At 68.1% G+C, this 25,571-nt stretch carries 27 protein-coding genes and 1 riboswitch; of the genes, 5 read left to right on the top strand and 22 right to left on the bottom strand.

The features are described from left to right. The first annotated feature begins 636 nt into the window (after positions 1–636). Positions 637–2,211, top strand: a complete 1,575-nt coding sequence (locus BHS09_RS33045) for a serine hydrolase (protein WP_140800012.1) — start codon at positions 637–639, stop codon at positions 2,209–2,211. Between the two features lie 45 nt (positions 2,212–2,256). Here the strand turns inward: BHS09_RS33045 and BHS09_RS33040 are convergent, their stop codons facing one another. The 14 genes from BHS09_RS33040 to BHS09_RS32975 all read right to left on the bottom strand — a co-directional run bounded on the left by BHS09_RS33040 (position 2,257) and on the right by BHS09_RS32975 (position 14,632). Next, a complete protein-coding gene (locus BHS09_RS33040; protein ID WP_237079969.1) occupies positions 2,257–3,588 on the bottom strand; it encodes a hypothetical protein in 1,332 nt (443 codons plus the stop codon). Between the two features lie 5 nt (positions 3,589–3,593). After that, positions 3,594–4,337 (bottom strand): outer membrane lipoprotein-sorting protein, encoded by a 744-nt coding sequence (locus BHS09_RS33035; RefSeq protein WP_140800011.1) that lies wholly within the window; start codon positions 4,335–4,337, stop codon positions 3,594–3,596. Positions 4,338–4,356: 19 nt separating this feature from the next. Continuing rightward, entirely contained in the window at positions 4,357–5,583 is a 1,227-nt protein-coding gene (locus tag BHS09_RS33030) for an ABC transporter permease (RefSeq protein WP_140800010.1), read from the bottom strand. Continuing rightward, positions 5,580–6,308 carry an ABC transporter ATP-binding protein gene (locus tag BHS09_RS33025; protein WP_140800009.1) on the bottom strand — a complete coding sequence of 243 codons (729 nt, stop codon included), beginning with the start codon at positions 6,306–6,308 and terminating at the stop codon, positions 5,580–5,582. Before BHS09_RS33025 ends, BHS09_RS33030 begins: the two co-directional genes overlap by 4 nt. Before the next feature lie 17 nt (positions 6,309–6,325). Next, positions 6,326–7,543, bottom strand: a complete 1,218-nt coding sequence (locus BHS09_RS33020) for a beta-ketoacyl-[acyl-carrier-protein] synthase family protein (protein ID WP_140800008.1) — start codon at positions 7,541–7,543, stop codon at positions 6,326–6,328. A gap of 38 nt (positions 7,544–7,581) precedes the next feature. Beyond that, on the bottom strand, positions 7,582–8,817 hold the full coding sequence (locus BHS09_RS33015; RefSeq protein ID WP_140795349.1) for a beta-ketoacyl-[acyl-carrier-protein] synthase family protein: 1,236 nt from the start codon (positions 8,815–8,817) through the stop codon (positions 7,582–7,584). 62 nt (positions 8,818–8,879) lie between these two features. Beyond that, complete coding sequence (locus tag BHS09_RS33010) at positions 8,880–9,653, bottom strand: SDR family NAD(P)-dependent oxidoreductase (RefSeq protein WP_237077691.1); 774 nt, start codon at positions 9,651–9,653, stop codon at positions 8,880–8,882. Continuing rightward, complete coding sequence (locus BHS09_RS33005; RefSeq protein ID WP_140800007.1) at positions 9,650–10,399, bottom strand: SDR family oxidoreductase; 750 nt, start codon at positions 10,397–10,399, stop codon at positions 9,650–9,652. The genes BHS09_RS33010 and BHS09_RS33005 overlap by 4 nt, the downstream gene beginning before the upstream one ends. Beyond that, positions 10,386–10,820 carry a 3-hydroxyacyl-ACP dehydratase FabZ family protein gene (locus tag BHS09_RS33000; protein ID WP_237079968.1) on the bottom strand — a complete coding sequence of 145 codons (435 nt, stop codon included), beginning with the start codon at positions 10,818–10,820 and terminating at the stop codon, positions 10,386–10,388. The genes BHS09_RS33005 and BHS09_RS33000 overlap by 14 nt, the downstream gene beginning before the upstream one ends. Positions 10,821–10,827: 7 nt before the next feature. Then, entirely contained in the window at positions 10,828–11,850 is a 1,023-nt protein-coding gene (locus BHS09_RS32995; protein ID WP_140800006.1) for a beta-ketoacyl synthase N-terminal-like domain-containing protein, read from the bottom strand. Continuing rightward, complete coding sequence (locus BHS09_RS32990) at positions 11,847–13,058, bottom strand: beta-ketoacyl-[acyl-carrier-protein] synthase family protein (protein ID WP_140795344.1); 1,212 nt, start codon at positions 13,056–13,058, stop codon at positions 11,847–11,849. Before BHS09_RS32990 ends, BHS09_RS32995 begins: the two co-directional genes overlap by 4 nt. After that, positions 13,055–13,825 carry an MBL fold metallo-hydrolase gene (locus BHS09_RS32985; protein WP_140795343.1) on the bottom strand — a complete coding sequence of 257 codons (771 nt, stop codon included), beginning with the start codon at positions 13,823–13,825 and terminating at the stop codon, positions 13,055–13,057. Before BHS09_RS32985 ends, BHS09_RS32990 begins: the two co-directional genes overlap by 4 nt. Positions 13,826–13,845: 20 nt before the next feature. Beyond that, positions 13,846–14,328 carry a 3-hydroxyacyl-ACP dehydratase FabZ gene (gene fabZ, locus BHS09_RS32980; protein ID WP_140795342.1) on the bottom strand — a complete coding sequence of 161 codons (483 nt, stop codon included), beginning with the start codon at positions 14,326–14,328 and terminating at the stop codon, positions 13,846–13,848. Further along, positions 14,321–14,632, bottom strand: coding sequence for an acyl carrier protein (locus BHS09_RS32975; RefSeq protein WP_140800005.1), 312 nt, complete (start codon positions 14,630–14,632; stop codon positions 14,321–14,323). Before BHS09_RS32975 ends, fabZ begins: the two co-directional genes overlap by 8 nt. Positions 14,633–14,807: 175 nt before the next feature. Between BHS09_RS32975 and BHS09_RS32970 the strand changes: the two genes are divergently transcribed. From BHS09_RS32970 to BHS09_RS32960, 4 genes are all read left to right on the top strand, one after another. Beyond that, positions 14,808–15,395, top strand: coding sequence for a hypothetical protein (locus tag BHS09_RS32970; protein WP_140800004.1), 588 nt, complete (start codon positions 14,808–14,810; stop codon positions 15,393–15,395). A gap of 123 nt (positions 15,396–15,518) precedes the next feature. Next, entirely contained in the window at positions 15,519–15,641 is a 123-nt protein-coding gene (locus BHS09_RS39995; protein ID WP_257792126.1) for a hypothetical protein, read from the top strand. A 46-nt stretch (positions 15,642–15,687) separates the two neighbouring features. Continuing rightward, positions 15,688–16,059: a MerR family transcriptional regulator gene (locus BHS09_RS32965; protein WP_140800003.1), complete on the top strand. Its 372-nt coding sequence runs from the start codon at positions 15,688–15,690 to the stop codon at positions 16,057–16,059. Then, the gene (locus BHS09_RS32960) at positions 16,056–16,991 is read left to right on the top strand and encodes an alpha/beta fold hydrolase (RefSeq protein WP_140800002.1); all 936 of its coding nucleotides are present in this window, start codon (positions 16,056–16,058) and stop codon (positions 16,989–16,991) included. Before BHS09_RS32965 ends, BHS09_RS32960 begins: the two co-directional genes overlap by 4 nt. 45 nt (positions 16,992–17,036) lie before the next feature. Here BHS09_RS32960 and BHS09_RS32955 read toward each other — a convergent pair whose 3' ends face one another. Genes BHS09_RS32955 through BHS09_RS32920 form a run of 8 tightly spaced genes read right to left on the bottom strand, consistent with a single transcriptional unit; the run spans position 17,037 to position 25,042 of the window. Beyond that, the gene (locus BHS09_RS32955) at positions 17,037–17,468 is read right to left on the bottom strand and encodes an acyl-CoA thioesterase (RefSeq protein ID WP_140800001.1); all 432 of its coding nucleotides are present in this window, start codon (positions 17,466–17,468) and stop codon (positions 17,037–17,039) included. A gap of 15 nt (positions 17,469–17,483) precedes the next feature. Next, complete coding sequence (locus tag BHS09_RS32950) at positions 17,484–17,819, bottom strand: hypothetical protein (RefSeq protein ID WP_140800000.1); 336 nt, start codon at positions 17,817–17,819, stop codon at positions 17,484–17,486. Continuing rightward, positions 17,816–19,018, bottom strand: coding sequence for a thiolase family protein (locus BHS09_RS32945; RefSeq protein ID WP_140799999.1), 1,203 nt, complete (start codon positions 19,016–19,018; stop codon positions 17,816–17,818). The genes BHS09_RS32950 and BHS09_RS32945 overlap by 4 nt, the downstream gene beginning before the upstream one ends. Positions 19,019–19,039: 21 nt before the next feature. After that, complete coding sequence (locus tag BHS09_RS32940; RefSeq protein WP_237079967.1) at positions 19,040–19,813, bottom strand: CoA-transferase subunit beta; 774 nt, start codon at positions 19,811–19,813, stop codon at positions 19,040–19,042. Further along, positions 19,803–20,711 (bottom strand): CoA transferase subunit A, encoded by a 909-nt coding sequence (locus tag BHS09_RS32935; RefSeq protein WP_140799998.1) that lies wholly within the window; start codon positions 20,709–20,711, stop codon positions 19,803–19,805. The genes BHS09_RS32940 and BHS09_RS32935 overlap by 11 nt, the downstream gene beginning before the upstream one ends. A 9-nt stretch (positions 20,712–20,720) precedes the next feature. Then, a complete protein-coding gene (locus tag BHS09_RS32930; RefSeq protein WP_140799997.1) occupies positions 20,721–22,100 on the bottom strand; it encodes an acetyl ornithine aminotransferase family protein in 1,380 nt (459 codons plus the stop codon). Between the two features lie 21 nt (positions 22,101–22,121). Continuing rightward, on the bottom strand, positions 22,122–23,681 hold the full coding sequence (locus BHS09_RS32925) for an aldehyde dehydrogenase family protein (protein WP_140799996.1): 1,560 nt from the start codon (positions 23,679–23,681) through the stop codon (positions 22,122–22,124). Beyond that, on the bottom strand, positions 23,678–25,042 hold the full coding sequence (locus BHS09_RS32920) for an aminotransferase family protein (RefSeq protein ID WP_140795332.1): 1,365 nt from the start codon (positions 25,040–25,042) through the stop codon (positions 23,678–23,680). The genes BHS09_RS32925 and BHS09_RS32920 overlap by 4 nt, the downstream gene beginning before the upstream one ends. A 268-nt stretch (positions 25,043–25,310) precedes the next feature. Next, a riboswitch (cobalamin riboswitch) is annotated at positions 25,311–25,521 on the bottom strand. Positions 25,522–25,571 lie beyond the last annotated feature (50 nt).

Genomic DNA, 25,571 nt, shown 5'->3' with positions numbered 1-25,571 from the left:
AACACGCAGACGAACCAGCCCTCCTTCACGAGGTTGACTTCGCCGCACCGGAGGCAGCGCCGGAAAATGGCTTCGTGCGTGAATCCGGCGGGAGCATTCAGGCCCGCATGTGCGAGGGCCCGCTCGACGGCGGTCCAACACGTCGTGTCCGGACAGTACCCCGTGGACTGATTCGAGACTTCGGCCACCGTGACGCCGTGGGTGTCTCGCTGGAAGCGAATCTCGCCTGCGGCGAGCACGTCCTCGCCTTCCGCACACGCGACGTGCTCGGACCTTCGTGGGGCCAGGCGAAGCCGCCCTTGGAGGTCGACGATATATGTGGCTCCCTCGATGAGGGCATCCGGTGTCGCTTGGAGCCACGCTTCGACGTCTCGTGCCGCCAGGATGGGGACTCCGGCTGGCGACGTTGCGACCGCGAGGCGTATCTCCTCCGGACCCACATAGGGATAGCGATGCAATGGCATGCCAGCCCTTTACGGGACAACGTGGCGTGACTGACGTCAATCCGGAGCGACCCAGACGCTGGAGGTCGGGATGGGGCCCACGGTTTGTCAGTGCCCGGCGGAATGCAGGCGCCCGCTCGAAATCTCCTGCGCGGGTGCAATCCACTGCGAACTCCTTCGTAGCGCTCTCGACATGCCCCGAATGCGTCCTTCCCGCTTCGTCGCCACGGCACTGGCCGGCCTCGCCGCCCTCGTGCTGCTCACCGCCGCTGCCCCGCGGCGCCCCGTCACTGAGTGGCTCGCACGGCCTTCGGAGGCCGCACGCATCACACGGGTGGAGGCGGGACTCGCACCCATCGCGCTTCCCGGTGAGGCGCCCAGGCGCCTGTCGCTCCAGCAATGGATGGAGCTGTATGCGGTGCCTGGGCTGAGCATCGCCGTCTTCGACAAGGGAACTCTGGTCTGGGCGAAGACCTATGGCGTGAAGCAGGCGGGCGGCATCGAGCCCGTCACCGTCGACACGCTCTTCCAGGCGGCCTCCATCAGCAAGCCCGTCACGGCGCTCGCGGCCATGCGCCACGCGGAGAAGCGCAAGTGGTCGCTCGACGCGGACATCAATGACGCGCTCGTCTCCTGGAAGGTGCCGGAGAACGACTTCACGAAGGAGCAGAAGGTCACCCTGCGCCGGTTGCTCGCGCACAACGCGGGCACGACGGTGCATGGCTTCGCGGGTTACTCGCCGGGAGCGGCCGTGCCGACGACGCAGCAGATTCTCGACGGTGCGGCGCCCGCGAACAGCGGCGCCGTGCGGGTCGACACCGTGCCGGGAACGCGGACGCGCTACAGCGGTGGGGGCACGGTCGTCGTCCAGCAGATGCTCGTCGACCAACTCCAGCAGCCGTTCCCGCGCATCATGAAGGAGGCGGTCTTCGCTCCGTTGGGCCTGAAGAACAGCACCTTCGAGCAGCCGCTCCCCAAGGCCCTGGAAGCACGCGCCGCCATCGGGACCCGTTCAGGTGGCACGAGCGTCGAGGGGCGTTGGCATACCTACCCGGAGATGGCCCCCGCGGGACTGTGGACCACGCCTTCCGACCTGGCGCACATCGCCCTGGAGGTCTCCAAGACCTGGAACGGCAAGTCCCGGCGCATCGTCTCCCCGTCGATGGCGAAGCAGATGCTCACGCGTCAGTCCTCGGACTTCGGCATTGGCTTCATGCGCCGCGAGGGCAAGGAATGGTTCGGACACAGCGGCGCCAACGAGGGTTACCGCGCCTTCCTCATGGCCCTGGCGGAGTCCGGGAGCGGTATCGCCGTCATGACGAACTCGGATGACGGCTCGCGCCTCTTCGAGCGGCTCCTCGCAAGCGCGGCGGCGGAGTATGGCTGGAAGGGCATGGAGGAGACCCAGCCGGACAGCCCCTTCATGACGGTGGACTTGCTGGTCCGGCTCCAGGGCGTGGACGCCGCCATTGCCTGGTTCAAGGACCGCAAACAGGGGCGGGCTGCGGACGCTGGATTGTCCCCGGGAATCCTCAACGACATCGGCTATGGGCTCCTACGCCAGCAGAAGCTCGCGGACGCCGTGAAGGTGTTCGAGGCCAATGTCGAGTTCTATCCCGACGATGCCAATGCGCACGACAGCCTCGGGGAGGCTTACGCCGAGGCAGGCCGCAAGAATGACGCTGTCATGCGCTACAAGAAGTCGCTGGAGCTCAACCCCCAGAACGACAACGCGGTGAAGATGCTGGAGAAGCTGGGCTCCCGGTGAGGTCCATCTCACGTTGAACGTGGGTGCATGCCCATGTCTGTGCGGCTACAGGACGTAGCCCTTGGCTCCCACGAGTATCGACTGGCTCAGCAATGAGTGGAACTCGGTGCGGTTGCCTCCGTGGTGCATGACGCCTACCGCGAAGAGCGCCAGTCGGCTCCAGATGTTCCACTCGGCATAGGCGGAGGCCTGTCCGCTGCCGTCCACCAGGTTGAGCGAATAGCGGAGCTGCCAGGTGGGCCCGGTGTCGGTGGGGTTGTTCTGCACCTGCAAGAACAGATAGTGGCGCCCGAGGAGCGCCAGCCCATTGTTGAGCGCCGCCCCTAGCGTCTGGCCCGCGAGCGCGGCATCCGGGGAGGGGATGGCCAGGACCGAGGAGGCACGACTAGCGATGTCGAAGTACCGCGCGCCATCTGCCCACCGGTAGCCTTCATTGTTGCTCAGGTACTCCAGGTAGACGGTGTGGCCGGAGTCCAGCGTGTACCCGCCGCCAGCGAGCGCGGAATAGAGGAGCCGGTGGTCCCGCGCATGGCGAGGCAGGAAGGCGCCTCCCACGGCGTTGGGGAGCCGCTCGGGGTAGAGCGCGGCCGTCCCCTGTCGCAGGCCACCTTCCGCGTAGAGGAGCAGCGCCTCGCCGACGGTGGTCTGCCCGAATGCACCGAAGCGCGGACGTTCGTGGGCCCACCGCTTGGAGGCGTTTAGTCCCACGACGGAGGCCTCGGCTGTGTAGTCCACCTTCAGCAACGACAGGGCCTTGAATCCGTCCTCCTTCTCCCATTGCCAGTCTCCGCGTCCGTCGCCGAACTGGTGCAGCAGCGACAGGGCCAGCGCCTGCGTAGGGGACCAGGTGGCCTGGGCCACGTCCACGCCGCGCAGCTCGCGCATGGGGTTGTTCCGGCCGTTCTCGAAGTAGATGGGATTGCTGGGCGAACGGAAATTGGAGGGCCCCCACATGAGCACGTCCCTGCCCAGGGACACGGCGAGCGACTGCACCGGGTAGAGCGTCACCAGACCCTGGTTCACCCAGGCGTCGAGCCGTGTCTCCGGTCCCGTCTCCCCGAAGCGCCGCCACTCGAAGCGGGCCCGGGGCTTCAGGCTCGCCTCGAAGGTGTCCGTGACGAGCTTCAAATCAAGCCGGCCCTCCACCTCCGTCTGCCCTGCTGGAAGATGGGCGATGCGGTTGCCAGGATTGAGCAGGCTGTTCTCACGGAGTCCTCGCTCACTGTCCAGAGCCAGCACCTGGAGGCCGGCGGAGCCCTGCTCCAGCAGCTCCTGGATCGCCTGGGCCTTCGCGTTCGTGCCCAGCCCTCCCGCCAGCAGGCCCATGAGCAATGACAGGCCGGCTGGCGGGAAGACAGCGATTCGCTTGGAACGCATGCGGCTCAGTTCCCAAGCCGGTTGACGTCGAACGTCCCGCGCGCCAGCTCCGTCACCTGCACGTCGGCGTACTCCAGCGTCGTCCTGGCGGGCGTGAGCGCGTCCTGGATGGTCATCTTGCTCACGAAGGGGAACGTCTTGCCTTCGTGGGTGAGCTGGTTGCCGTACTCGAAGGTGGCGGACTTCAGCAGCTTGCCGGAGAGGGAGAAGAACTCCGCCTTGACGCCGACCTGCCGCTCCTTGGAGACCCAGTAGGTGATGCGGTCATAGGTGCAGAACGTGTTGATGGCCTTCAACTCCAGCACGTAGCTGGTCTCGCCGTTGATGTCCTCTTCGCGCAGCAACTTGCCCTGGTAGTCGACGGCGTAGTTCGTCGACGCGATGTCGCCTTGAGACGCCTGACCGGAGAGCTTCTGCCTCGGTGAGATGGGGATGGGCTTGCGGAGGCCGGGACGGCTCATCCACATGTTCCGGTCCACCTGGAGCAGCTTGGAGCCCTTGAAGCGCACGGGCTCTCGCGTCTCCGCGAGGCTGGCGGTGGCATTGGCCTTCAGGGTGAGCAGCCGCTCGGGCTCCTTGTCCACGCCGCTTTCGGGACGGATGCGGACCGTCCAGCGGATGCCAGGAAGTCCTCCGCCCCGCGAGCGGTCCGAAGCCCTGAGAATCTCCGCCGCGTCTGGCTCCGCCGCCCGCGCTGTTCCGGTGTGCAAGAGCAGCAGTCCGATGATGAGCGCCAGGATGTGTTTCATGGTGATGTCTCTCTTTCCGTCAGACATGGCCCAGCGAATCGGTGATGCACTTGCGCGCGGCGGTACGCGCCGGGAAGAAGGCCGCGGCGATGCCCAGCAGCGAGAGCATGACGAACGTCCTCGCCATCCGGGGCATGTCGAGGTCGACCATGAGGCTGACCACGTTGGAGGAGTTGGGCGGGGTATAGGTGATGCCCGCGCTGTTGACGGCCAGTCGCACCAGCAACGTGAAGAGCAACCCTCCGGCGCATCCCAGCACCACGAGCATGAAGGCCTCGGTGGTGAAGAGTCGCAAGATGCCCGAGCGGCGCAGCCCCATGGCGCGCAGCGTTCCAATCTCCCGCGTCCGCTCCACCACCGTCATGCTCATGGAGTTCACGATGCTCATGACCACCACGATGAAGACGTTGCTGAAGATGAAGGCGAAAATCATGTCGAACAGGCGCTTCACCTGTGAGTAGAAGCTCGACAGTTCCAGCCACGTCTTGAGCTCCACGTCGAAGCCCGCTTGCTTGAGCTGTGCCGTGAGCTCCGTCCGCGCCTGCTCGGTGAAGGCCTTGTCATCCAGCAGCACGATGAGCCGCTCGGCGCCGTCGAAGTCATACAGGGACTTCGCCAGGTCGAAGGGCAGGTACAGGAACTTGTCATTGGTGCCGACGTTGCCCGTGTTGAAGTGGTCCACGATGTCCACGTCTAGCGCATTGGCCTGACCTGTCACCGTGCTCACCAGCAGCGCGGCCGAGTCGCCGGGCTTCAGGTTGAGAATCTTGCCCAGGTCCTCCGCCGTCGCTACCCCGATGGGGTTGTCCGCCTTCAAGTCACCTGACAGCTTGCGCTGGAAGTCACCCTGGAGCTTCTTGACATCCTCGGGGACCATGCCCTCGCCCACGAAGACGGTGGACGCGGTGCCGTTGGACACCATTCCGCTGAGCGACATGCGCGGCGTCACCAGCCGCGTGTGAGGGTATTGCCGGAGGATGGGCATCACCCGGTCCAGCTCCTCCTTGGAGAACATGTATTGCGCCGGATGGAGGCGGCCTTCGGTGCGCAGGCCTTGCTTCATCACCGTCAGGTGCCCCAGCAGTTCTCCATGAATGGCCTGCTTGGCCAGCCCGCCGTACACATACTTGATGTATCCCGCGAAGAGGCTGATGGAGGCGAAGCCGAAGCCCACCGAGAGAAGGGTGACGAGGCTGCGCCGGTGATTCTTCAGGATGTTGCGGAAGCCAATGGAGAAGTAGTTCATCGCACAGCCTCGTCCGCCTGGAGCAGACCGTCCTTGAGCAGGAGCTTCCGGTCGACCAGGTCCAGGAGCCGCGGGTCATGGGTGGTGAAGATGAAGGTGACGCGCTTGGAGCGGTTGAGCTCACGCATGAGCTTGACCACCATGTAGCTGTTCTCCGAGTCCAGGTTGGCCGTGGGCTCATCCGCCACGACGATGGACGGCGACGTGACGAGCGCGCGGGCAATCGCCACGCGCTGGCGCTGACCGCCACTCATCTTGTCCGGGCGCGCGCTGGCTTGATTCTCCAGGCCCACGTCCTTGAGCGCCTGACTGGCGCGCTCGCGTACCTCGGCGGCGCCCACGCCCTGAATCTGCAGCGGCACCATGACGTTCTCCAGGGCGCTGAGCACGGGGATGAGGTTGAAGCTCTGGAAGACGAAGCCGACCTTGCGGCTGCGCAAGTCGGAGAGCGCGTTGTCCGTCAGCTTCGCGATGGGCGTGCCTTCCAGCGACACCTCACCCGAGGTGGGCGCGTCCACCAACCCCAGGATGTTCATCAGGCTGGACTTGCCGCTGCCCGACGGACCCCAGATGGCGACGAACTCTCCCCGGTGGATGCGCAGGGAGACGCCTTTCAAGGCTTCGACCCGTGCTTCTCCCAGGACGTAGTCGCGCCGGATGTCGTTCAGAGACAGGAGCACGTCCTCGTTCGCCGTGCTTGCCGCTGTCCCTTCCAAGTTGGCCATGTCTGTCGTCCTCGATGCTAGAGCGCCCGGACCAACGCCGCGCCGGCGTTGCCCCCGAACGAGTAGGAGTGCGCCAGGGCCGCCCGGACGGACCGGTGTGGCCGCGGTTGGCGCACCAGATTGAGCTCGAACTCCGGCTGCTCGGTGCCGCCCTGGACTGGCAACCCGCCACCCCGAACCGCGCTGATACAGGCGAGCAGGTTGAACATGTCGCTGGCGGACTCCGCCTCGCCCATGAGCCCCTTCACGCTGCTGAGGGGAATGGCGCGCGCCGCGGCGCCCATCACCGTCTTCAGCGCGGCCACCTCCGCCCTATCCAACGACTGCGTGGAGTTGCTCGCGGCTGCGATGTAGTCCACGGCCTCGGGCGAGGCCTCCGCGTCGCGAAGCGCCTGGCTCATCGCGGAGGCCAGTCCTCGGCCCTCCGGATGATGGATGCCGAAGGCGTGCCCGTCGTGCGCCACGCCCAGGCCCGCGATCTCCGCCAGCGGGGTGGCGCCTCTCGCCCGCGCGGAGGCGAGCGTCTCCAGCACCACCACCGCCGCTCCCTCGCCCATGATGTAGCCATCTCGCCTGCTGTCGAAGGGGCGGCTCACGTTGGTGTCGCTTAGCACGCCAATGTCATCCATGTCGAAGTGGGTGGCAGTGGTGAACAGGTCGAACGTGCCCGCGATGAGGGCGTCCGCCCGTCCGCTGCGCAGCGCCTGCGCCGCCAGGGCGAGCACCTGAAAGCCGCAGGCGTTACCCGCGCTGATGGCGTAGTTGGTGCCGCGCCAGCCCCAGCGGATGCTGAGCGCGCTGGCCACCGCGTTCGTCACAGTCTCCTGGAACAGCAGCGGTTGGACGAAGCGGGGCTCGCTGGTGATGATGCGGTGCCAGATGTCCTGACTGACCTCCGCCATGGCCCGGTAGGTGCCCAGGAACACGCCCACCCGCTCCGGGTTCCAGGTGGAGGGCCCATGCCCCGCCATCTGGAGCGCCTCCTCCGTGGCGAGCATCGTGTACTGCGTCCCTCGAGGCGCCCGCCGCAGGTTGTTGGAGCCTGTCAGCGCGGCGAGGCTCCCTTGCGGGACGCGCGCCCCGTGTTTGCAGCCGCACCCGGACACATCGAAGTCGTCGATGGGGCGGATGGCGCTGCGTCCCTGGGCGAGTGCGTCCAGCAAGGTAGGGACGCCGGCCCCGTAGGGGGACACCGCGCCCATGCCGGTGATGACCACTCGCATCTCGTCTGTCATTTGCGTACCGCCTGCCATGCGTTTCCCCTTGTGTTCCATCAGCCCTCCCAGCGGCGGAAGACCATCGCGGCGTTGTTGCCGCCAAAGCCAAACGCGTTGGAGAGCACCGCTTCCAGCTTCGCGGGCCGGCTGTGATGGGGCACGTAGTCCAGGTCGCACTCGGGGTCTGGCGTATCCAGGTGCAGCGTGGGCGGCAGGAAGCCACCGTTCAGCGCCACCACCGCGGCGGCCGCCTCCATGGCGCCGCTGGAACCGAGGCTGTGGCCGACCATCGCCTTGATGGAGCTGACGGGGACCCGGGTCTGCTCGCCAAAGACATGCTTGATGGCGCGTGTCTCGATGACGTCATTGGCCGGCGTGCCCGTGCCGTGCGCCTTGATATAGCCAATCTGCTCGGGCTTCATGCCCGCGCTCGCGAGCGCCGCCTGCATGGCCCGCGCGGGGCCGCGCCCCGTCTCGTCGGGCCGGGTCATGTGGTAGGCGTCCGTGGAGCCTCCGTAGCCCGCGAGCTCCGCCAGGATGTTCGCTCCGCGGCGCTTCGCGTGGGCCTCGCTCTCCAGCACCCACAGGGAGGCGGACTCGCCCAGCAGCGTCCCATCCCGGTCCTTGCTGAAGGGCCGCAGCTTGTCGCTCGCCAGGGAGCGCAGGACGCCGAAGCCGGCCTGGGGCATCTCACTGAGCGGATCGACTCCGCCCGCGAGCATCACCTCGGACCGCCCGGAGCGAATCGCATCCATCGCCACACCCAGGGCATGCAGGCCCGCGCTGCACGCGGTGGACATGACCAGGCTGAGTCCCCCCAGTTGGTACTGGCTGGCGACGTGGTCGCTCATGGCGCAGATGAAGCTGTCGAGCACCAGGGCGCGCCACGACTCCTTTGGACCCGCCCGTCCGCGCCGGTAGGGGTAGTGCAGCGCGGCGTAGCCCTCCTTCCTCGCCGGCATCCCTCCCAGGTTGGTTCCAAGCACCACGCCAACGCGCGAGCGATCCTCGACCTCCAGGTCCAGCCCGGATGCCGCCAGCCCTTGCGCCGCCGCCACGCGAATCATCTGGGCGCCGCGACTGAGGTAGGGCAGTTCCTCGGGGCTGAAGTGCGCCGAGAAATCGATGTTCTTCAGCTCGCCAGCGGACTGACAGCGATGCTTGCTGGCATCGAAATGGGTGACGGGCGCGATGCCGTCTCTCCCCGAGCGCAGCCCCTCGGAGAACTCCGCCAGGTTGTTGCCAATGGGCGTGAGAACGCCAATGCCGGTAACGACGACTTTGTTGCTCATCCTGTTCCTCTCAGCCCGTGTTGCGCGATTCCTTGAAAAGACAGACGAACGCGGACGGCGCGCTACAGCACCAGCCCGCCATTCACGCGCAGCACGTCGCCCACCACGTAGGCGCTCTCTGGCGACGCCAGGAAGAGCGTGGCGTTGGCGACATCCTCCACGGTGCCAAGCCGGCGGATGGGGGTGGCCTGGATGAAGCCCTCACGGACGCCGGGACGGTTCATCAGTCCCGCGACCATCTCCGTCTCCACGAAGCCAGGCGCCACGCAGTTCACCCGGATGCCATGCGGCCCCAGCTCCCCCGCCAGCGCCTGCGTCAGCCCAATCAAGGCCCCTTTGGTCGCGGCGTAGGGCACCTGTCCCGCGCGTCCCCGGATTCCGGCGGAGGAGGACATGTTGATGATGGCGCCACGGCCTTGCTGCACCATGGTGGGGATGACCGCCTGACAGCATGCGAGCGCGCCGTAGAGGTTGACGTCCACCGTCTCCCGCCAGGCCGCGGCCTGGAGCATCATCAGGTGCCCATCCCGGCTGATGCCGGCGTTGTTCACGAGCACATCGATGCGGCCGAAGTTCGCGAGCGCCGCCTCCCGGAGCTGCCCCGGCACGTCGGGGCTGGCGACCGAGCCGGGGACCAGCACGCAGCGGCGGCCCTGTGATTCGACCTCCGCGGCGGCCTGACGCGCGGCCTCCGCGTTGCTCCCGTAGTTGAGGACGATGTCCGCGCCCTCCGCGGCGAAGGCGAGGGCAATGGCCTTGCCAATGCCACGCGAGCCGCCCGTGATGATGACCGTCTGCTGCTGGAACCGCTGACGTGTTGCCTGGGATTCACTCACCACAGACCTCCGGTGGCAGACAGGCGCTGACCCGTCGTGAGGTTCGCCGCGCTCGAGCCGAGGAAGAGCACGGCCTCCGCAATCTCCTCCGCGCTCCCGAGCCTCCCCAGAGGACCCAGCTCGCCATCGAGCCGCTCGCGCTGCGCCGGGGAGAGGTGTGCTGTCTCTTCTTCCAGGAGTTGGACCGCCAGCGTGTTCACGGAGATGCCCTGCCGGGCCACCTCGTTCGCCAGCGCGCGCGTCATCGCGGTGATGCCTTCGGCGGCCACTCGGCTCGCGCCTCCGGAAGCGGCATCCAGCAGGTTGATGATGCGCCCCGAGCGCTTGCGCATCATCGGGCGGATGACCTCCTTGCAGAACCACGTTGTCCCACTCAACTGGCGGTCGAGCACGGCCTTCCACTGCTCGGCGGACAAGTCGCTGAGTCGACCGGCCGCGCGGCTCAATGACGCGTTGATGAGCAGGTCGATGCGGCCCAATTCCGTGGCGACGCGGCGGACCACCGTGCCCACCGCCTGTGCGTCAGAAGACTCGCAGGCCAGGGCCAGCTCCGCGCTCAGCTCCCTGGCGAGTGCCGTTGCCGCCGCCTCGTGCTCTGGTAGGAACACCAGGGCCAGACGTGCCTCGGCCTTCCCGTGGCGCCGTGCAATGGCATTGGCGATGGGCTGTCCCGCTCCGGTGACCAGCACCACCTGCTGGTGGAGCAAGCCGTTCAGGAAGGGTGTGTTTGTTTCAGGGTGACTCATGTGATTTCGAACCTCTCTGGGAAAGCACCATGACGCCGCTGGCGGCCGGGACAGCGTCGGCCCATGCCTTGACCTCGACGCGCACCGTGGTCCGCCACCGCTTGAGAATGTTGGCTTCCATCCGCAGGACGCTGCCGGCCGGGATGGGTGTGTGAAATGTCATTGCCTCGATGCCGCCGAGGTACCAGACCGACGGTGTGACTTCGTCGGGCTCGCGCAGGAGCATGATGGCGACCTGTCCCAGGGCATCCACCAGCAGGCAGGAGGGCAGGGCGGGGGGCGCGTCTCCGAAACGCTCGAACATCATCTCGTTGCCGGAGACCTGCTTGAACGTCCTGCCAAAGCCCGGTGAGAGCGCCTCCACCGCGTCGACCAGCAGCATGGGGAACCGGTGCGGTGTCCCGCTGTAGATGCGGGCCATGGGGTGCTCAGTCATGAGCACCCCCGCGCAGCACCACGGCCAGGGCGCAGCCCTCACCCCCCAGGGCGGTGACCAGCGCGCATCCCTTATCGAGGGCCCGCGTGGCCAGCACGACCGCCAGCATGCCCGCCGTGCTGAACGTCTCTCCAAGCACGTCCTTGGGACAGCTCACGGGCACCTTCGCCGCGTGCGCCCCGAGGGCTTCGTGCAGCCCACGCTGCTCCCATCCGTCGAAGTCTCCTCGGCCGCTAGCACAGGAGAAGACGGCGCCCAGTTGCTCGGGCTCGATTCGTGCCATGTGCATCGCGTCCCGCACCGCGCGAGCCAGCGTGTGCGCCTGGTTCGTGAGCGAGCCTCCCCGGTGCCCGGTGCCCAGGACTTCCGCGTGGCGGTGTGCGCCGCGCGTCAGGGCCCGCGTGTGCTCCTCCAGGACCAGGGCGCACGCCGCTTCACTCACCCGTGTGGCCTCAGGCAGGGCGAGGCCCGCCAGGAGCATGGGGCTCAGGGTGTCCGCGCCCACCACCACCATCCGCTCCGCCTGGCCCTCCTCGATTTGCTGGCAGCCGAAGCGAAGCGCCTCCAGCCCCGCGGCGTGGCCCGAGCACAGGGTCGCGGTGGGACCGCGAAGGTCGTGCACCATGGAGATGTAGCCAGTCGCCGCGTTGGTGACGGTGTTCTGGAACACCACCGGGTTTCCATAGCGGCCGCCTCGCTCCAGGATGCCTTCCAGGTACTCCTCGTTCGTGGGCAGGCAGCCGTAGCCGGAGCCGAACGCGATGCCTGTCTGGAGGGGATTGCCGGGCCCGGCATCCTCGATGGCAAGCGTGGTCGCGGTGAGCGCGATGCGCCCGAGCCGGTCCATGTGTCGCAGCTGGGAAGACTGCTTCACGAACGCCGCGTCGGGAATGCGCTCCGCCAAGGAGGACGGTGGGCCCGCGTCGCCTCGGGAGAAGAGCTCCCAGAGTGCTGTAGGTCCCGTGGCCCGGGGACACACCGCGCCGAGCCCGCTGATGACGATGCGCCGGCTCATCGTGCCGTCCTCCCTGTTCCTGGAAAGCGCCGGGCAATGAGGGCGACGTTCGCCCCGCCGAACGCGGACTTGGTGCTCATCAGCGTGTCGATGCGTTGGGCGCGGCCCTCGCCACGCACCACGTCGACGTCGCACTTCGGGTCCAGTTCCTCGCAGTTGAGGGTAGGCGGGAGGAAGTCACGAGCCATGCCCAGCACGGAGCCGATGAGCTCCAGTGCGCCGGAGGCCCCCAGCGTGTGGCCGAAGTAGGGCTTGAGGGAGTTGACCGGCACCGACGTGGCTCGCGCACCGAAGACACCTCGTAGGGCGTGGCACTCCGCGGGGTCATTGGCCGGCGTCCCGGTTCCGTGGAGGTTGACGAAGTCGATCTGCTCCGTCGTCAGTCCCGCCTGTCGCAAGGCGAGCGTCATCGCCTGTTGGAGCCCCCGGCCCTCGGGGTGTGGGCTGGTGGGGTGATGGGCATCGCCTGCCGTTCCCCAGCCGCACAGCTCCGCATGGATTCGAGCGCCCCGCTGGCGCGCGTGGTCCAACTCCTCGAGCACGAGGATGCCCGCGCCCTCGCCGAGCACCATCCCATTGCGCCGATGGTCGAAGGGGCGGCACACCGTGGGCGTCATGGCACGCAGGACGGAGAAGCCACTGAAGCTGAGCAGGGTCAGTGCATCCGCCCCTCCCGCCAGCATCACGGAGGCCCGGCCCTGACGGATTTCGTCCAGTGCCCGGCCCATGGCGAGGCTGCTGGACACGCAGGCCATGGTGACGGTGGACAGGATGCCGCCCAGTCCGAACCGGTCCGCGACGTTCCGCGCGATGGAGGAGAAGGGAACCTCCCCGAAGTGTCTTCGGCGAGCGTCCTCATCACCTCCGGAGCGAATGACCTGTTCGAGGGACAAGGCGGGCCCACGGCTCGTGCCCAGCATGACCCCCGTCTCCTCCCGCCAGTTCCCCTGGGCTTCGAGCCCACTGTCGTGAAGGGCCTGCTCCGCGGCGTGGAGGGCCAGCTTCGACACCCGGTCCACCCCGTCGTCGGGCGCCTTGTCTGGCAGGTCCACCACGCCCGCGGAGTACGTCCGGCCTTCGATGTCGAACGGGGCGGCCCGCCGGATGCCGCTGCGGCGGTTCGCCAGGGCCTGGGCGAGCTCGTCGGCGGACAGCGCATTGGCGGCCGTCACGCCAAGGCCCGTGATGACGACGCGATGGGGGCTCACGAGAGCTTCTCCAGTGGCTCGGACGGCGCCGTGTCCACCAGACAGTCGTGACCCGGGATGATGTGGCGGTATTCGCGGAGGAGCTTGCGGCGAGTGTGGCTGTAGAGCTCGGTGTCCTGCGCGAGCTGGAGCTCCCGCTCGGCGTTCTCCACCAAGGTCTTCCGTGTGAAGAGCGCATCCCCCGCGATGAGAATTTTTCGCGGCGTGCCCTCATCGTCCGTGCGGGCGCGGTGCGCGACGACGGAGATATGTCCATGGGTATGGCCCGGCGTGGGCAGCACCTCGACCTCCTCCGTCAGCCAATGGCTGCCGTCGACAGGGACGAAGCGCGAGTCACGTTCGAGCACGCGGTTGTAGAATCCGATGTTTCGAGTCACCTCACGTACGATGGACCGGACATAGAACTCCTTCACCGTCTGGTAATGCTCGCGCAGCAGCTCCGAGGTCGCGGCTTTCCCAGGGGTGTGGTCCTGGTGATACGCCTCGATGAAGTGCGCGTTCTCGACGAAGTCCTTGGCACCCACGACGTACCGCGCGTTGCGGAACAGCAGGTGATTGCCGCAGTGGTCGTAGTGAAGGTGGGTGGCGACGACCACGTCCACGTCATCCGGTGTCAGGCCGCGTTCCTTGAGTGCCAGCACCAAGCGTTCCGCGTCGTCGCACAGACCGCTGTCCACCAGGATGTTTCGCTGTTGGGATTGCACGAGGGTGACAGTGGAGCGCAGCCGTGGAAAGCCGCTCCCCTGGAGCAGCACATTCAAGAACATGGTGATGGGTTTCCTTGGGGCTAGGCGCCCAGCATCAATTCGCCGTCGGCGACCAGCTCTTCGCCCACCCGCGCTTCGACCTTCACGTGATGGATGGTGCCGAGGCTCTTGAGGTGCGTGGCCCGGACACGGAGCTGATCGCCCGGAACGACAGGGCGACGGAAGCGCATCCGGTGGATGTTGGCCATCACGCCCGGCCGCGCTGGCTTCTGTTCCGCCGGCTCCACGGGCACAAGGTCCGGACGGCTCCTCGTGCGCAGCATGACGCCCGCCACCTGGGCCATGGATTCGACGATCAGCACGCCGGGCATGATGGGGTGTTCGGGAAAGTGCCCCTGGAAGAAGGGCTCGTTCGCCGTGACGCACTTGATTCCCTCGGCGAACACGCCGGGTTCCAAGCCGTCAATCCGGTCGACCATGAGCATCGGATAGCGATGCGGCAGGAGCTGGAGAAGCTCCTGGATGCCGAGCTTGGCGGGCGTTGCTGCCTGCTGGCTAGGCACAGGCGGCCTTCTTCCCACCTTCAGCGATGAGCCGGCTGACCAGCGCCGCGAGCGTGTCGATGGAGTGGAACTCCTTGGCGACGCTGTCATCCGCGATGACGACGCCCCACTTCTCCTCGATGCCGACCACGATTTCCAAGGCCTCGACGCTGTCGAGACCCAGGCCACCGGCCTCACCATCCTGAGCGTCGCTCCCGAACAGCGGTGCCCCGTCCGGAATGCTCGCGGGGTCGATGTCCAGCCGCAGGCGGTCAACGATCATGGCCTTGAGGCCGTTCTTCAATTCCGTGCTGTCGAGTTGCATCCGCTTCTCCTGGTGTTGAAAAGCCAACGTAGCGGAGCCCTCTGACATCGCCGGATAGGTTGGGAGCCTGGGCTGACGTGGTTGGTTTCTCGGAACTCAGGATTGGCGCAGTGACTGCGTGGGTGGCGCGCTGAGTCTCTGCTTCGCGGCTCAAACGCAAGACGTCGTGCTAGCCATGTCTTCCGACATGACCCCAGTCGCCCAGTCGTCCCGTTTCTTCACGCCGGCTTGTGGTGGGGAGGACCCGATCTGGAACCTCACCATGCGCGCCCGCCATGGCGAAGCCTGGAAGGAGTTCACTGCAGACCCTGGCTCGCATGTCATCACCGAAGACGGTGCGGGCAGCGCGGGGCTCAAGCAGATGACCGTGTGCGGATTCCATGGGCAGACGGGTTCCGACGCCGACGGCACCTCCCAGTCCTGCATGGAAGTGCGACTCGACCCCACGGCCCTGGGCACCGGCCCCGTGACACTGACCATCGCGGGCACCGCAATCCCCCTGGCGTACGGTTCCATCGGAACCGCCGAGTTCACCGCGCAAGAGGGAAACGCACCGGCAATCGTTTCGGCGTGGACATGGACGGTTTGTGACGAGGCGTCGCAGTTCATCGAACAGACGCCCCAGCAGATGCGTGGGGAGCTGGTGCTCGATGATCCTCCGAAACTCCGGGGCCGTCTCTCGCTCCGGGCCGACGTCCCAAGCGAAGGCCCCTGTCAGGGGGATCACATCGAGGCAGAGCTGGTGTTCGACCTCGGCCACTGACGGCTGTCATCGCAAACCTTGCGCGAAGTGAGGAGCTTCGCCACCTGACGTGGCTTGACGCCACCCCTTGCGACGGCCAGGGTTGATGCGGTGGGACATGCCCTGTCTCCCCGAGGTCTCGACATGAACGCGATGAAGCGCATGCTTCCCTGCTGTGTGGCGATGCTGACGGCACCTTGGGCCGCCTCCGCGCAGGTCGTCGCCAAGGAGTCCTTCGAGTACCCGCCCAAGCGCAGCGGGCCTTGACCTTGACACTGGTGGCAGGGACTAGCGTTCGTCTCCAGGAGGTCGGATGAACATCGGAGAACTCGCCCGGCGTACGGGCTGCAGTGCGCGCTCCATCCGCCACTACGAGAAGGCGGGGCTCCTCTTCTCGAGCCGGCGCGCGAATGGCTACCGGGATTTCGACGCGGAGTCGGTGCCTCGGGTGATGCAGGTGGCCCACTTCATCCGCCTGGGCTTCTCCCTGGAGGACATCAACACCTTTCCGCGCTGCATGCTCCGTGAGGTCACGCGCGCCATCTGCCCGCAGGCGCTCGCGCTCCACCGCAAGCGGCTGGCGGAGTTCGATCAGCAGCTCCTGGAGCTCTCGGGGCGCCGGGAGCGGCTCGCTCGGGCGCTCGACGCGAATGCCCATCCCCTTGACCGTGTGAGGTCCGCATGAACCGGCGCGACGTGATGAAGACGGCCCTCGTAGGGTCGGGCCTGCTGTCGATGCAGGGCGCTCTCGCGGCATCGCCCGCGCGAGGCAAGTCGTCCCGGCGCACCTTCCTCCTGGTGCATGGCGCGTGGCACAACGCCCTGCACTGGACGCGTGTCACCGAGGCGCTCTCCGGAAGAGGTCACCAGGTGGTGGCCATCGACCTGCCCGGGCATGGCCTCAACGCGCGCTTCCCCTCGGCCTATGTGTCAGGCGATGCGGCGGGTTTCGCCCAGGAGCGCTCCCCGCAGGCGGACGTCACCTTGGAGGACTGCGCCGCCTCCGTGGTGGCCGCGCTGCAGAAGCTGCAGCCGAGGGCAGGAGGGGCAAAGCCCGTACTCGTGGGCCATAGCGCGGGTGGCACCGTCATCACCCGGGCAGGCGAGCTGGCGCCGCAGCTCATCGGCCGGCTCGTCTACCTGAGCGCATATTGTCCAGTGCGCATGGGGAGCGCCAGCGGCTATGGCGCACTGACGGAGGCGCGTACCGGTTATGGGGAGACGCTCTTCGTCGGCGACCCAGGAAAGCTGGGCGCGGTGCGCATCAACCCGCGCGGCGGGCCGGAGTATCTGGAGGCCCTGCGCGCGGCGTACTACCAGGATGTGCCCATGGCGGACTTCCTGCCCTTCGCGCTCTCCCTGACGCCGGACCTCCCCTTGTCACTCTGGACGTCCAAGGTGGGCGTGACGAAGGCGCGCTGGGGGCGCATTCCTCGCAGTTACATCCGTTGCGCTCAGGACCGTGCTCTGGCCCCCGCTCTCCAGGACCTGATGATTCGCGAGGCCAACGCCTTCACGCCCGGAAACGCCTTCACCGTTGAATCGCTGGAGGCTTCGCACTCGCCCTTCGCGTCGCAGCCGGAGAAGCTCGCGACGCTCCTGGACGGGCTGCGCTGAGGCGGCCGGGGGCGGCCAGCGTCACGGGGCGGGCGCGGTGTGCTCCTACTCCGTCGTCGCCGGAGGCTGTAATGGCGGAACGCCTGTGGGCTTGCCGTGGGCGTCGAGCGCGACGAGCACGAAGCGGCCCCTCGTTCCGAGCTGACGGTCCCCGGTGAGCAGGTCCTCCGCGTAGAGGTCCACCTCCACCGTCATGGACGTGCGGCCCGTGGCGACGATGCGGGTCTCCAGCTCCACGAGCTGGCCCTGCCGCACCGGGACATGGAAGTCGACCCGCTCGCTGCTGGCGGTGACGACGGTGCGCCGTGCGTAGCGCGAGGCCCCGATGAAGGCGGCCTTGTCCATGAGGGCCAGGGCCTGTCCGCCGAAGAGGGTGCCGTAGTGGTTCGTCTGCTCCGGGAAGACCATCTCGATGAGGCTGACCTCGGTGATGTGTCCCGCTTCGATGCGCTGCTTGGGGGAGGGCTCGGGTGTCATGCAGGGTCCTGGGGTTCAGAGGGAAGGAAGTTCGCGGCGTGGGACATCCGGGCTGTCGCGAGGAATGAGCCGCAGCAGGTCAGGGCGCGTGCCGACCAGCAGCCGCTGTGCATCCCAGCTCCACACGTCGGTGGTGTGGGGAGGCGGCGGCCCGCCGAAGGTCGGCAGCTCGGTCCAGGGCAGGTCCGTCAGCAGGTCGCCATGGCGTGACAGGACATCGGCGAGCGCATCCAGCGAGTCGATGACGCCCGATTCTGGGCCGGTGCCCGTGATGCGGTAGCCCCAGGTGCGGGGCGCGGCCTCCGTGTCGAGGAAGATGCGGAGCGCTCCGTTCGAGCCGTGCGCGCTCACGAGCCGCGCTCCAGCGTCAGCGCGAGCCCCTGGCCGACTCCCACGCAGAGCGTCGCCATCCCGCGCCGGACGTCCTGTCGCTTCATCGCATGCACCAGCGTGGTGACGATGCGAGCGCCACTGGAGCCCAGCGGGTGCCCCAGGGCGATGCCGCCTCCGTGGACGTTGACGCGCTCCGGCGGCAACGTCAGCTCCTGGATGCAGGCAAGCGCCTGCGCGGCGAACGCCTCGTTCAGCTCCACCAGGTCCACGGCATCCACGGCCCATCCCGCGCGCTCCAGCGCCTTGCGCGACGCGGGTACGGGGCCCATGCCCATGTAGCGAGGGTCCACGCCCGCGCTCGCGCTGCTCACGTAGCGCGCCAGCGGTGTGGCTCCGGTGGCGCGCAGGGCCTTCCCGCTCATCAGCAGCACCGCGGACGCGCCGTCATTGAGGGTGGAAGCGTTGCCCGCCGTCACGCTGCCGCCCTGTCGGAACGCCGGCTTCAGCGTGGACAGCCGCTCCAGGGAGGTGTCCGCGCGGGGCCCTTCATCCGTGTCCACGCGCAGGGCCGCGCCCTTGCCTTGAGGCGCCTCCACGGGGACGAGCTCGTTCGCGAAGCAGCCCGCCGCCTGGGCCGCCACGGCCTTGCGGTGCGAGGCGAGCGCGAAGCCGTCCTGCGCCTCGCGGGAGATGCCGTACTGCTCCGCCACGTTCTCCGCCGTCTCGCCCATCTGCTCCAGCGGGAAGCGGGCGGCAAGGCGCGGGTTGGGATAGCGCCAGCCCAGTGCTGTATCCCACGTCTCCCACTTGCCGGACGGGAAGCCCTCCTCGGGCTTGGGCATGGACCACGGCGCGCGCGTCATGGACTCCACGCCGCCCGCGAGGACGATGTCGGCCTCGCCCACCTGAATCATGCGGCAGCCCTGGATGACGGCCTCCAGGCCACTGGCGCACAGCCGGTTGACGGTGACGCCGGGCACCGTGTCGGGCAGCCCGGCCAGCAGCAGCGCCATCCGCGCCACGTTGCGGTTGTCCTCGCCCGCCTGGTTGGCGCAGCCGAGGAACACCTCGTCCACCCGCGCGCCGTCCAGGGCGTTGCGCTGGAGCAGCGCGCGGAGGACGTGGGCGGCCAGGTCGTCCGGCCGGACACCCTTGAGGGCGCCTCGGAACCGGCCAATGGGAGTACGGACCGCGTCGACGATGAAGGCGTCGTTCATGAAGGCTCCGTGGGTCGTTCGCTAGAGGTAGAGACGCTTCGGGTCGAGCTTCTCGCGCAGCAGGCGCAGCACGGCCGTGTCGGGCTCGGTCGCCATCCGCAGGGAATCGGCGACGCGCAGGGGCCAGCCACACGCGGCGCGCACCTGGTCCACCGTCACGCCGGCGTACACCTCGGCGAGCACCGCCTCGCCGGTGGCGTCGAAGTCGAGTACGCCCAGGTCGGTGATGATGCGGGTGGGGCCACCGCCGGGCATGCCCAGCTCCGCGCGGCTCTTCCCATGGACCCGGTGGCCCGGGCTGGTGACGAAGTCGCACGTCTCCACGAAGGTGCGCTTGCTCATCCGCATGACGATGAGCAGCCGCCGCGCGTGGACGGCGATTTCACACGCTCCTCCGCTGCCGGGCAGCCGCACCTTGGGGTTCGCGTAGTCACCGATGACGGTGGTGTTGATGTTCCCCCATCGGTCCACCTGCGCGCCGCCGAGGAAGCCCACCTCGATGAGCCCCCGCTGGAGCATGCATTGGAAGATGTCTGCCTGCCCGACGACGGCCAGCGAGTCCGTCACCAGTGACGGGTCGCCAATGGACACCGGCAGCCGCTCTGGAATGGCACCGACCGCGCCGGATTCGTAGATCATGAACAGGCCCGGGGCGTGCGTCTCCCGCGCCAGGTTGCACGCGAGGTTGGGCAGGCCGATGCCCACGAAGACAACGTCCGCGTCCCGCAACTCCTGCGCGGCGCGATAGGCCATCCGCTCGGAGGCGGTGGGCGTCGCCGGAAGCTCAGTAGCCATAGTCCACTCCCTCGCAGACGCGCGCCTTCGCGCGCAGCTTGTCGAGCAGCCCTGTTTCGAGCCGCGCGAGATAGCCCTGCCGGTCCTTCACGCCGTAGACGAACTCCTCCAGCCAGGCGCGGTACGTCTCCGGCTGGCGGGAGATGTCCTCCCACTTCACGTAGAAGTCGTTGTCGCGGTCATGGAACCCCTGCACGAAGCTGGGGTGGCAGCCCCACGGCTCGTGCACCACGTGGCTGACGATGATGCCGGGCACCAGCGTGCGGTTGGGGTCCTTGCGGATGAGCTCGGTGGAGACAATCTCCTCCGCGACGACAATCACCTTCTTCGCGGCGAAGGCCACTTCCTTCTGGGAGCCCAGCAGGCCCCACACCTGCGCGTTGCCTTCCGTGTCGGCGCGCTGGCAGTGGATGATGGCCACGTCGGGCCGGAGCGCGGGGACGGCGGCCAGCTCCTGCCCGGTGAAGGGGCAGGTCACCGCCTTGATGGACGGATTCACGCGGGCGATGTCGCCACCGGCGTAGTTGTTCAGCGGCCAGAAGGGCAGACCCGCGCTGCCCGCGAGCAGGCGGGACAGCAGCCCGAAGTGGGAATACTCCTCCAACTCCAGGCGCTCGGGAGACGACGCCTCGCTGCGCCGGCGCAGCGCGTGGAGGCTGCCCACGCCCGGGTTGCCCGCCCAACTGAAGACGAGCTTGCGCACCGCGCCCGCCTCGATGAGCTGGTCATAGACGAGGTCCGGCGTGAGGCGGATGGCCGTGAGGCCCCGGCGTCCCTGGCGGATGATTTCATGGCCCGCCGCGAAGCAGATGAGGTGCGTGAAGCCATCAATCACCAGCGAGCTGCCGTCCTTCACGGACTCGGCGATGGCTTCCTTCATGGAACAGAGCTTGTTCATCTCGCGGCCTCAGAGCTTCACACCCGCTGCGGCGGGTTGCGGGAGAGGGGACGCACGCGGGAGGGCCAGCTCGACCAGGCACTCCTCGAGGATGCGCAGCATCACGTCCACCTCGTGCCGGCCCACGACGAGCGGCGGCGCGAAGCGGATGGTGGACTTGCCGCATGACAGCAGCAGCAGTCCCTTGCGGAAGGCGAGCTGCTCCAGCTCGGCCACGTAGGCGCTGGCGGGCTCGCGCGTCGCCGGGTCCACGAACTCCGCGCCCACCATGAGGCCCACGCCCCGGACGTCGCCAATGACGGGGAAGCGGGCCTGGAGCTCGCGCAGGCCGCGCAGCAGGTGCTCGCCAGTGTCGCGCACGGAGTCGAGCAGCCCCTCCACCACGTCCAGCGTGGCCAACCCCGCCGCGCAGCACACGGGGTTGCCGCCGTAGGTGCTGCCGTGCGAGCCGCGCGGCCATGTCATCACCGACTCACGGGCGATGATGGCGCCCAGCGGCATGCCGGAGGCGATGCCCTTGGCGGACAGGAGGATGTCCGGCATCACGCCGAAGTGCTCCGCCGCGAACATCTTCCCCGTGCGGCCGATGCCCGACTGCACCTCGTCGAAGACGAGCAGGATGCCGTGGGCGTCGCAGATGCGGCGCAGGTGCTGGAGGAACGAAGCCGGCGGGATGACGTAGCCGCCTTCACCCAGGATGGGCTCCACGAAGATGGCGGCCACCTCTCGCGGGTCCACGTGGTTGACGAACCACTCCCGCTCCAGCATCAGCGCCGGGTTGCACGCGTCGCCGCACGTGTTGGGCGCGCAGCCGTTGGGACAACGGTACGGGTTCGCGTAGGGGATGTGGATGACACCGGGCAGCAGCGGCCCGAAGAAGGCGCGCTGCGCGACCTTGGAGGAGTTGAGGGAGATGGCGCCGATGGTGCGGCCGTGGAAGCCGCCCTTGAAGGCCACCACGTACTGGCGGCGCGTGTGGTGCCGCGCCAGCTTGAGCGCGCCCTCCACCGCCTCGGTGCCGGAGTTCGTCAGGAAGACGCGCTTGGGCCCCATCTCCGGCAGGTAGCTGGCGAGCCGCTCGCACAGCCGGGAGAAGGCGTCGTAGTAGAAGTCGGTGCCGCAGATGTGCAGGAAGCGGTCGGCGGCCTCGTGGATGGCCTTCACCACGGCGGGGTGGGAGTGGCCGGTGGACGCCACGGCGATGCCCGCCATGAAGTCGAGGAAGCGGTTGCCGTCGACGTCGTACACCCATGGCCCCTCGCCGCGTTCGACGACGAGCGGGTACTCCTTGATGTACGAGGGTGAGCTGTAGCGCTGGTCCACCGCGATGATGGCCTGCGCGTTTGGCCCCGGAGGAGCCACCTTCACTTCGGGATAGAGCATGGTCATGAGGTCTTCCTGGCGGGGGCTTCAGCCCATCCGGGTCTGCGCCTGCTCGCGCATGAACTGGGCGACGTAGTAGGGGCCGCAGCCGCCCTTGCCGGACGCGCCGCTGCCCTTCCATCCACAGAACGACTGCACACCGGGCCACGCGCCTGTCGTCGCGCCGGTGCGGCGGTTGGCGTAGAGGACGCCGGCCTCGGCTTCGGCCATGAAGCGCTCCACGTCCGCGGCGTCGCGGCTGAAGATGCCCGCGGTGAGGCCGTACTCACAGTCGTTCGCCATCCGCAGGGCTTCGTCCAGCGTGCTGAAGCCCGTCACCCCGACGAAGGGCAGGAACAGCTCGTCCCGCATCAGCCGGTGCCCGTGCGACAGCGCCGCCACGGTGGGGGCGACGAAGTGGCCCTTGGCGAGCGCGCCCTCCAGCCGCAGCCGCTCTCCACCCGCGATGATGGCGCCGTCGCGGCGCACCTCGTCCACCGCGCGCTCGAAGCGCTGCACCGCCGCCGCGTTGATGACGGGGCCGGTAAACACGGACGCCAGCGACGGGTCTCCCACCACCGCGTCCCGGGCCTTCTTCGCCAGCCCATCGGTGAAGTCGTTCAGCAGCGATTCGTGCACGTAGATGCGGGACAGCGCGCTGCACTTCTGGCCCGACAGGCCGAAGGCGGAGCGGAAGCAGCCATCAATGGCGGCCTCCAGGTCCGCGTCGCGGCAGACGATGGCCGGGTTCTTCCCACCCAGCTCCAGGAAGCACGGACGCACGCGGCCGGTGGACATCACCTGGTGGAGGTTCATGCCCACGGCCTTGCTGCCGGTGAATGACACGCCGTCCACGCCGGGGTGCCGCACCAGCGCCGCGCCCAGCGCCTCACCTTCGCCGTGCACCACCTGGAAGACACCCGGGGGCAGGCCCGCGTCCGCGAGCGCCTGGTACAGGCCCTCCGCGCACCAGGGGGCCTCCTCGCTGGGCTTGAGGATGACGGTGTTGCCACCCAGGAGCGCGCCTCCGCTCATGCCCGCCGCGAGCGCCAGTGGGAAGTTGAAGGGCGAGATGACGGCGAAGACGCCATATGGCCGCAGGACGCTGCGTGTGTCCTCGTTGGGCGACAGGCGCGCCATGGGACGGACGAAGCCCTCCGCCTGCTCCAGCTGGCCGGCGTAGTAGCGCAGCAGGTCCGCGGACTCCTCCACGTCACCCAGCGACTCCAGCCGGCTCTTGCCCACTTCCAACGTCATCCGTGCCGACAACTCCAGGCTGCGCTCGGAGATGAGGTCCGCGGCCCGGCGGAGGATGCGCACCCGCTCCTCCCAGGCCGTGGCGCCCCAGCCGCGCTGGGCGTCTCGCGCCACGCGCACCACACGGTCCAACTCGCTGACGGGCGTGCGGTGGAAGGTGGCGAGCAGCTCATCCGGCCTCGCAGGGTTGCGGCTCTCCAGGAGGTCGTCGCTCCGGTATGCCTCGCCGGCGATCCACGACGGCAGCGCTTCGCCCAGGCGCCCGCGCACGGTGGTGAGCGCCTCATCGAAGCGCGCGTGCAGCGTGGACATGTCTGCGTCCAGCACCGAGTAGGTGATGCGGAAACTCATGGCTCCCTCCGGAAGTAGTGGTTGATGCCCTGCGCGAGCGTGTCGACCAGCGCGTCGACCTCGGCCTCGGTGATGACCAGCGGGGGACCCAGCATCAGCAGGTCCCCGTTCGTTCCGTCCGCGTGGCCGGTGTTGGACCAGAGGACGAGGCCACGCTCGAACAGCTCGGCCATCAGTCCCTCCACCACCTTGCGCGAACGGGGGAAGGGGCGGCGGCTTTCGATGTCCTCCACGAACTCGACGCCCGCCATCAGTCCCACGCCCTGCACCGAGCCCACGTAGGGCAGGGGCAGCAGCGTCTCGCGCAGGCGCCGCTGGAAGTGGGCGCCCACGCGCGCGGCGTGCGCCACCAGGTCGTGCCGTTCGTAGTAGTCGAGCACCGCCAGCCCGGCTGCCGTCATCGACGGAGCCTGGAGGTAGGTCTGCGCGTGCATGAAGCCGCCAGAGCCCTGCCGCATCTCCTCCAGGTGCGCCTGCCGCACGAGCAGTGCGCTCAGCGGCGCGTAGCCACCGCTGATGCCCTTGCCGAGCACCAGCAGGTCCGGGGTGAAGTCGAACACGTCACTGGCGAAGAATCGGCCGGTGCGTCCGCAGCCGCACATGACCTCGTCGGCGATGGTGAGGATGCCGTACTTCCGGCACAGCGCGCTCACGCGCTCGAAGTATCCCGGCGGTGGCGGGGAGGCTCCGGCGGAGGAGCCAATCACCGGCTCCGCGATGAAGGCCGCGATGGTGTCCGGGCCCTCGCGGAGGAGCGTCTCCTCCAACATCCGCGCGTAGTGCTCCGCGCCGTCGCGTGTGTAGTCCTCCAGGCCGGAGCGATACGGGTAGGGCGCGGGCGTGGCGACGACCTCCGCCAGCATGGGGCCGAAGAACTGCTTGTAGTGGGGCCGCCCCGACAGCGAGAGGGCATAGAGCGTGTTGCCGTGGTAGCCGGGCACGCGCGTGATGACCTTCGTGCGCTGGGGCTGCCCGCGCTCCACGCAGAGCTGCCGGGCGAACTTCACCGAGGCTTCCACCGCTTCGGAGCCCGAGCCCAGGAACGCGGCGCGCTCCAGGCCCGGTGGCGCGAGCGCGCACAGACGGGAGGCGAGCTGCTCCGTCACCTCGGTGGTGAAGTGGGTGCCGTTGACGTAGGCGACGCGCAGCAGTTGCTCGTGGATGCGGTCCACTACCTCGCGGTTGCCATGGCCCACGCTGGCCACGAGCGCGCCCGCGGAGGCGTCCAGGTAGCGCTTGCCGGTGGCGTCGAAGAGGTGGACGCCCTGGCCGTGTGTCACCACGGGGAAATCGCGCGCGAGGTTGCGCAGCAGCACATTCCCTTGCGGGTAGCGCACGCCCTGCCTGCCTTCGTCCCGCATCGTCCGTCCTCCACGCAGCGCGGACGACCGAGGTCGCCCGACAGGGCTCCCGCGTGGAAGAAGGGTTGTCACGATGCACGCGTGTCGGCGCACACCAGGCCCCGGAGGAGCCCACGGACCGACCTTCGCCCCCACGGGCGACTGGACACACGAGCGGGGTTGGGTCGGAAAAGCCGAGGCGCGCGCGAAGACTGGCTGGAGGCTCCAGCGCTGCTCGGACCTTCCGGCCGTCCCACGCGGCTCCAGGTCGAAACCGTCCGTGGATTTCTCCCACGAACGGATGCGGGCAGGTCTTCGGGCTCGTGAGCACTCCGGCCGGAGCCGGGTTCCTACTGCTCGTCGCTTCCCAGCTCCCAGGGGGAGCCAGTGCGTGTGACGAGGTTCGTTCTCACTTACCGCTGCGGGGCAGCCCCGGATTCACACCGGGTTCCCTTTTAAGCCCAGGCCAAGGCCCAGGCACCAACATGGGGCCGTATGTACTGTCGGCCTTCTTGGACTGTCAAGGCGCGCGGACGCGCCGCGAGGGAAG

The sequence above is a fragment of the Myxococcus xanthus genome, assembly GCF_006402735.1.
GTDB lineage: Bacteria > Myxococcota > Myxococcia > Myxococcales > Myxococcaceae > Myxococcus > Myxococcus xanthus_A.
This window is presented reverse-complemented; position numbering and strand designations above follow the sequence as displayed.

Coding starts and splice junctions, on each gene's coding strand:
- BHS09_RS33035 (WP_140800011.1), bottom strand. CDS start 4,337: ATGAAACACATCCTGGCGCTCATCATCGGACTGCTGCTCTTGCACACC.
- BHS09_RS32945 (WP_140799999.1), bottom strand. CDS start 19,018: ATGAACGACGCCTTCATCGTCGACGCGGTCCGTACTCCCATTGGCCGG.
- BHS09_RS32925 (WP_140799996.1), bottom strand. CDS start 23,681: ATGAGTTTCCGCATCACCTACTCGGTGCTGGACGCAGACATGTCCACG.
- BHS09_RS32930 (WP_140799997.1), bottom strand. CDS start 22,100: ATGACCATGCTCTATCCCGAAGTGAAGGTGGCTCCTCCGGGGCCAAAC.
- BHS09_RS32965 (WP_140800003.1), top strand. CDS start 15,688: ATGAACATCGGAGAACTCGCCCGGCGTACGGGCTGCAGTGCGCGCTCC.
- BHS09_RS39995 (WP_257792126.1), top strand. CDS start 15,519: ATGAACGCGATGAAGCGCATGCTTCCCTGCTGTGTGGCGATGCTGACG.
- BHS09_RS33000 (WP_237079968.1), bottom strand. CDS start 10,820: ATGGCCCGCATCTACAGCGGGACACCGCACCGGTTCCCCATGCTGCTG.
- BHS09_RS32920 (WP_140795332.1), bottom strand. CDS start 25,042: ATGCGGGACGAAGGCAGGCAGGGCGTGCGCTACCCGCAAGGGAATGTG.
- BHS09_RS33040 (WP_237079969.1), bottom strand. CDS start 3,588: ATGCGTTCCAAGCGAATCGCTGTCTTCCCGCCAGCCGGCCTGTCATTG.
- BHS09_RS32970 (WP_140800004.1), top strand. CDS start 14,808: ATGTCTTCCGACATGACCCCAGTCGCCCAGTCGTCCCGTTTCTTCACG.
- BHS09_RS32960 (WP_140800002.1), top strand. CDS start 16,056: ATGAACCGGCGCGACGTGATGAAGACGGCCCTCGTAGGGTCGGGCCTG.
- BHS09_RS32985 (WP_140795343.1), bottom strand. CDS start 13,825: ATGTTCTTGAATGTGCTGCTCCAGGGGAGCGGCTTTCCACGGCTGCGC.
- BHS09_RS32940 (WP_237079967.1), bottom strand. CDS start 19,813: ATGGCTACTGAGCTTCCGGCGACGCCCACCGCCTCCGAGCGGATGGCC.
- BHS09_RS33030 (WP_140800010.1), bottom strand. CDS start 5,583: ATGAACTACTTCTCCATTGGCTTCCGCAACATCCTGAAGAATCACCGG.
- BHS09_RS32955 (WP_140800001.1), bottom strand. CDS start 17,468: ATGACACCCGAGCCCTCCCCCAAGCAGCGCATCGAAGCGGGACACATC.
- BHS09_RS33045 (WP_140800012.1), top strand. CDS start 637: ATGCCCCGAATGCGTCCTTCCCGCTTCGTCGCCACGGCACTGGCCGGC.
- BHS09_RS32975 (WP_140800005.1), bottom strand. CDS start 14,632: ATGCAACTCGACAGCACGGAATTGAAGAACGGCCTCAAGGCCATGATC.
- BHS09_RS33005 (WP_140800007.1), bottom strand. CDS start 10,399: ATGAGTCACCCTGAAACAAACACACCCTTCCTGAACGGCTTGCTCCAC.
- BHS09_RS32935 (WP_140799998.1), bottom strand. CDS start 20,711: ATGAACAAGCTCTGTTCCATGAAGGAAGCCATCGCCGAGTCCGTGAAG.
- BHS09_RS33025 (WP_140800009.1), bottom strand. CDS start 6,308: ATGGCCAACTTGGAAGGGACAGCGGCAAGCACGGCGAACGAGGACGTG.
- BHS09_RS33020 (WP_140800008.1), bottom strand. CDS start 7,543: ATGACAGACGAGATGCGAGTGGTCATCACCGGCATGGGCGCGGTGTCC.
- BHS09_RS33015 (WP_140795349.1), bottom strand. CDS start 8,817: ATGAGCAACAAAGTCGTCGTTACCGGCATTGGCGTTCTCACGCCCATT.
- BHS09_RS32995 (WP_140800006.1), bottom strand. CDS start 11,850: ATGAGCCGGCGCATCGTCATCAGCGGGCTCGGCGCGGTGTGTCCCCGG.